The following is a 4,118-nucleotide window of genomic DNA, read 5'->3' on the forward strand; positions in this document are numbered from 1 at the left end:
ACGACAGAAGGCGAACTCATCTGGCTTATGGACAGGGCGGCGGCAGGACAATAAGTGCCTGAGTGTCGTGTCTGTATGATACGGATGACGTTTCAATAAAAACGACGGGACACCCGGCAGCGGGATGCCCCGCAGGAGAGGAAGCAGCGCATGTCCACCCATAATAATACGGACCCCAGGGCAGAACTGAAGCGCAAGGCGGCGATCGAAGCCGCCGACATGGTCAGGGAAGGCATGGTGGTTGGCCTTGGTTCCGGCAGCACGTCAGCCTTCATGATCGAGGAACTTGGCCGTCGCTGGGCGGAGGGGCTGCGTTTTTCCGCCATTCCCACGTCCGAACGCTCGGCCGAGCAGGCGCGCTCGCATGGCATCAGGCTGGTGACGTTCGCCACCCATCCGCAGATCGACATCGATATTGATGGCGCGGATGAGGTCGAGCGCGGGTCGCTCAACCTCATCAAGGGGCTGGGCGGTGCGCTGTTCCGTGAAAAGATCGTGGCGGCGGCGTCACGCAAATTCGTGGTCGTGGTGGATGACAGCAAGCTGGTTGACCGGCTGGGCGCGCGGGTGCCCGTGCCGGTCGAGGTGTCGACATTCGGCTGGACCTCGACCGCCCGGCAGATCGAGGCACTGGGCGCGCGCATCACCCAGCGGCTGGATCGCAGTGGCAATGTATTCGTGACCGATGGGGGAAACATGATCCTGGACTGTCATTTCGGTGAAATTGCCGATTCCGCAAAATTGCAGGCCCAGCTTGCGCCGATCGTGGGCGTGATCGAGACGGGGCTGTTCATTGGCCGTACGTCCGAAGTGATCGTGGCGACCGCCGGTGGCCTGCAGAAGCTGGTTGCGGCATGACCGGGCCGGGGCTGCAGGATCAGGGCATCCGGCCGCTGGTTCTGGTCATCATGGGGGTGTCGGGCTGCGGCAAGACCACGCTGGCGGAAGGGCTGCATAACCTGCTGGGCTGGCCCTATCAGGAAGGCGACCTGCTGCATCCCCGCGCCAATGTGGAAAAGATGGCGGCGGGCATTCCCCTGACCGATGCGGACCGCCTGCCATGGCTGCAGGAGTGCCATAAGTGGCTGCTGGACCGTATCGCGTCGGGACAGGGGGGAATCCTGACCTGTTCGGCGCTGAAGCGGTCATACCGTGACCTGCTGCGTGCGGATGGGACGGCGGACGTGGTGTTCGTCTATCTGCAGATTCCCGAGGATGTGCTGGCCGACCGCCTGCAGCGCCGGCGCGGGCACTACATGCCGTCCAGCCTGCTGCCCAGCCAGCTTTCCACGCTGGAACCGCCAACGGCTGACGAGCATCCGGTTGTCGTGCATCTGGAAGAAACCCCTGCCGACCTGATTGCCGAGACCATCGGCCTGCTGCGGCAGAGATTTCCCGAACATACCCACGAAAGAGGCTGAATGACCGATACGGCACCTGCGGTCCTGTTTGTCTGCATGGGGAATATCTGCCGCTCGCCCCTGGCGGAAGCTGCGTTCCGCGCGGCCGCCCGTCAGGTCGGGTTACAGGTTACGGTTGATTCGGCGGGGACGGGCGACTGGCATGCAGGCGCGCCACCCGACCGTCGTGCCTGCGCCGTTGCCCGCAGGCATGGCATTGACATCACCCATTACCGGGCCCGCGTGGTCACGGCAGACGATTTCGACCGTTTTACCCACATCATTGCCCTGGACCATGCGAACCTCAGGCACCTGCTGGACATGCAGCCAGCAGGCAGCCGGGCGGAGGTCTCGCTGCTGCTTGACCATGTGCCGGGACGGGCGGGCCATGCCGTGACCGACCCGTATTATGGCGATGCCAGCGGGTTCGACACCACATGGCGCGATGTTGCGGCGGGGGCGGCTGCACTGGTGGACAGGCTGCGGCGCGACAGGTCATGACGCGCCTCGCCCGGCATGGCGCGGCCCTTCTGGGCGCGGGATTATGGAACTGGCACGCCCTGCCCGGTGGTGATGTGGCGCAGGTGCTGCTGGTCTATCTCAATGACGGGCGCAGGGTTGTCGTCAAGAATGGGCCCGACCCGGTGGCGGAAGCCGACATGCTGCGCACCCTTGGGCGGACAGGCGCGCCGGTGCCAGACGTGCTGGCCGTCGATGGGGACGCGCTGGTGTTGCAGTACCTGCCTGCCGATGGCCGGTTGTCGCGCTGCTGGGATGATCTGGCGCGCGTGATTGCCCTTGCGCACACGGGGCGGCCCGAGGGCGGCATGGTGCGTTATGGCTGGTCAGGCGGGTATGCCGTTGGCGCGGTGACGGTGTGCAATGACTGGACGGAAACATGGCCTGATTTCTGGGCGCAGCGCCGGATTGGCGTGCATCTGGACCATGTGCCCATAGACCTTGCCCGCCAGCTTGAAGCCCTGATGCGTCGCCTGCCGGACCTGCTGCCCGCAACGCCTGCGCCCTGCCTGCTGCATGGAGATCTATGGGGTGGAAACGTGCTGGTGTCAGGCCAGCATGTGACGGGGCTGATTGATCCATGCTGCTATTATGGCCATGCCGAGGTGGATCTGGCCACGCTGGGCGTGTTCAACCAGCCACCTGCGGGATTTTACGCCCGGTACGGCATGCCTGGGCGCGGGCATGAGGTCCGTTTTGCCATCTACCGTCTGTGGATCGCGCTGGTGCACCTGCGCCTGTTTGGTGGGACCTACCGGCCAATGGTGGCGCAGTACCTGAATGATGCCGGATTTTAATCAAGACGGTTCTACGAAAAGCCGTTTCTGGTGAAGCATTTTTTCAAAGAACTTCAGGGAACGCCGCCATTTTGAAAAAAGGCGGGCACCCCAAAATTTTTATCATGCACAATCATGCGGAGCGATAGCGCGTCAGCCAGTGGGCATAGGGCGCGGGCAGTACCCATGCCGCATCCTCGCGTTCCAGCGCGCGTGCCGCCGCATATGGCCAGTGCGGGTTTTCAAGGAACGGGCGGCCGATCATCGCAACATCGATCTTTTCCTCGCGCACCAGCCCGTCAATGACGGGGGCGGTGCCCAGATACCAGCCTGTCGCCACCGGCAGGCCGGTTTCGCGCCGCACGCGCTGCGCAACCGGTGCCATGAAGGATGGGCCCCACGGGATCTTTGCCGCAGGCGTGGAAAAGCCGATGCTGACATCAAGGAAGTCCAGACCCGATTCGCGAAAGACCTTCGCGACGGCAATGGCGTCCTGCACTGTCTGTTCGTCATGGCCATCAAATTCGATCACGCCAAGACGGGCGCTCAGGGGGCGATCCTCGGGCCAGACGGTGCGGACATCGCGCAGGGTTTCCACCAGGAAGCGCGCGCGGTTTTCAAGACTGCCGCCGTAACTGTCGTCACGCTGGTTGGAATAGGGGGACAGGAAGCTCTGTCCCAGATAGCCATGGGCGAAATGCAGCATGAGCCAGCCAAATCCCACGTCGCGCGCACGTACGGCCGCGGCCACGAAATCCTGCCGCACGCGGATGATGTCCGCCACCGTCATGGCACGCGGAACCTTGGGCAGGTTGGCGCCAAAGGCAATGGCGGAAGGGGAGATGGTGTCCCATCCACGCGGGTCATCGGCGGCGATGTGGTCGTCGCCTTCCCACGGGCGGTTGGCGCTGGCCTTGCGGCCCGCATGGGCGATCTGGATGCCGGGCACGGCCCCGGCGTCGCGGATGGCGCGTACAAGCGGGCGGAAGGCTTCGGCCTGCGTGTCATTCCACAGACCAAGGCAGCCAGGGGTTATCCGCCCTTCGGGCGAGACGGCGGTGGCTTCCACCACCACCAGTCCGCTGCCGCCACGGGCAAGGGTGGAATAATGCACGGTGTGCCAGTCATTCACCACGCCATCACGCGCCATGTACTGGCACATGGGGGATACGGCGATCCGGTTGCGCAGGGTCACGCCCCTGAGCGTATAGGGGGTGAAGAGATCAGTCATGGCCGTTACTCCGTCAGGCGGGAATCCGGTCACAGACTGAGCATGTTGGCGGCATGACGCAATGCGCGCGGGCATGCTGAAACGACAGGACTGGTTTCAGCCTGGAATTTGACAGCATAACAGATTTTTAGGGGAATGCACCGTAAAGTGGCGCGAGTGACGGGGCTCGAACCCGCGACCTCCGGCGTGACA

Annotated in this window: 5 protein-coding genes; 4 read left to right on the forward strand and 1 reads right to left on the reverse strand. The window is 63.8% G+C overall.

What is annotated here, in order from left to right; translation table 11 throughout:
- The first annotated feature begins 150 nt into the window (after nucleotides 1–150).
- Genes rpiA through B7449_RS19595 form a run of 4 tightly spaced genes read left to right on the forward strand, consistent with a single transcriptional unit; the run spans nucleotide 151 to nucleotide 2,716 of the window.
- Nucleotides 151–858, forward strand: coding sequence for a ribose-5-phosphate isomerase RpiA (gene rpiA, locus B7449_RS19580; protein WP_039733151.1), 708 nt, complete (start codon nucleotides 151–153; stop codon nucleotides 856–858).
- A complete protein-coding gene (locus tag B7449_RS19585) occupies nucleotides 855–1,421 on the forward strand; it encodes a gluconokinase (protein WP_039733152.1) in 567 nt (188 codons plus the stop codon). Before rpiA ends, B7449_RS19585 begins: the two co-directional genes overlap by 4 nt.
- Nucleotides 1,422–1,901, forward strand: a complete 480-nt coding sequence (locus B7449_RS19590; RefSeq protein ID WP_039733153.1) for a low molecular weight protein-tyrosine-phosphatase — start codon at nucleotides 1,422–1,424, stop codon at nucleotides 1,899–1,901.
- Nucleotides 1,898–2,716: a fructosamine kinase family protein gene (locus tag B7449_RS19595; protein WP_039733154.1), complete on the forward strand. Its 819-nt coding sequence runs from the start codon at nucleotides 1,898–1,900 to the stop codon at nucleotides 2,714–2,716. The genes B7449_RS19590 and B7449_RS19595 overlap by 4 nt, the downstream gene beginning before the upstream one ends.
- Nucleotides 2,717–2,828: 112 nt before the next feature.
- Here the strand turns inward: B7449_RS19595 and B7449_RS19600 are convergent, their stop codons facing one another.
- Nucleotides 2,829–3,926, reverse strand: coding sequence for an NADH:flavin oxidoreductase/NADH oxidase (locus B7449_RS19600; protein WP_039733155.1), 1,098 nt, complete (start codon nucleotides 3,924–3,926; stop codon nucleotides 2,829–2,831).
- Nucleotides 3,927–4,118 lie beyond the last annotated feature (192 nt).

The sequence above is a fragment of the Komagataeibacter intermedius TF2 genome, from assembly GCF_000964425.1.
Lineage (GTDB): Bacteria > Pseudomonadota > Alphaproteobacteria > Acetobacterales > Acetobacteraceae > Komagataeibacter > Komagataeibacter intermedius.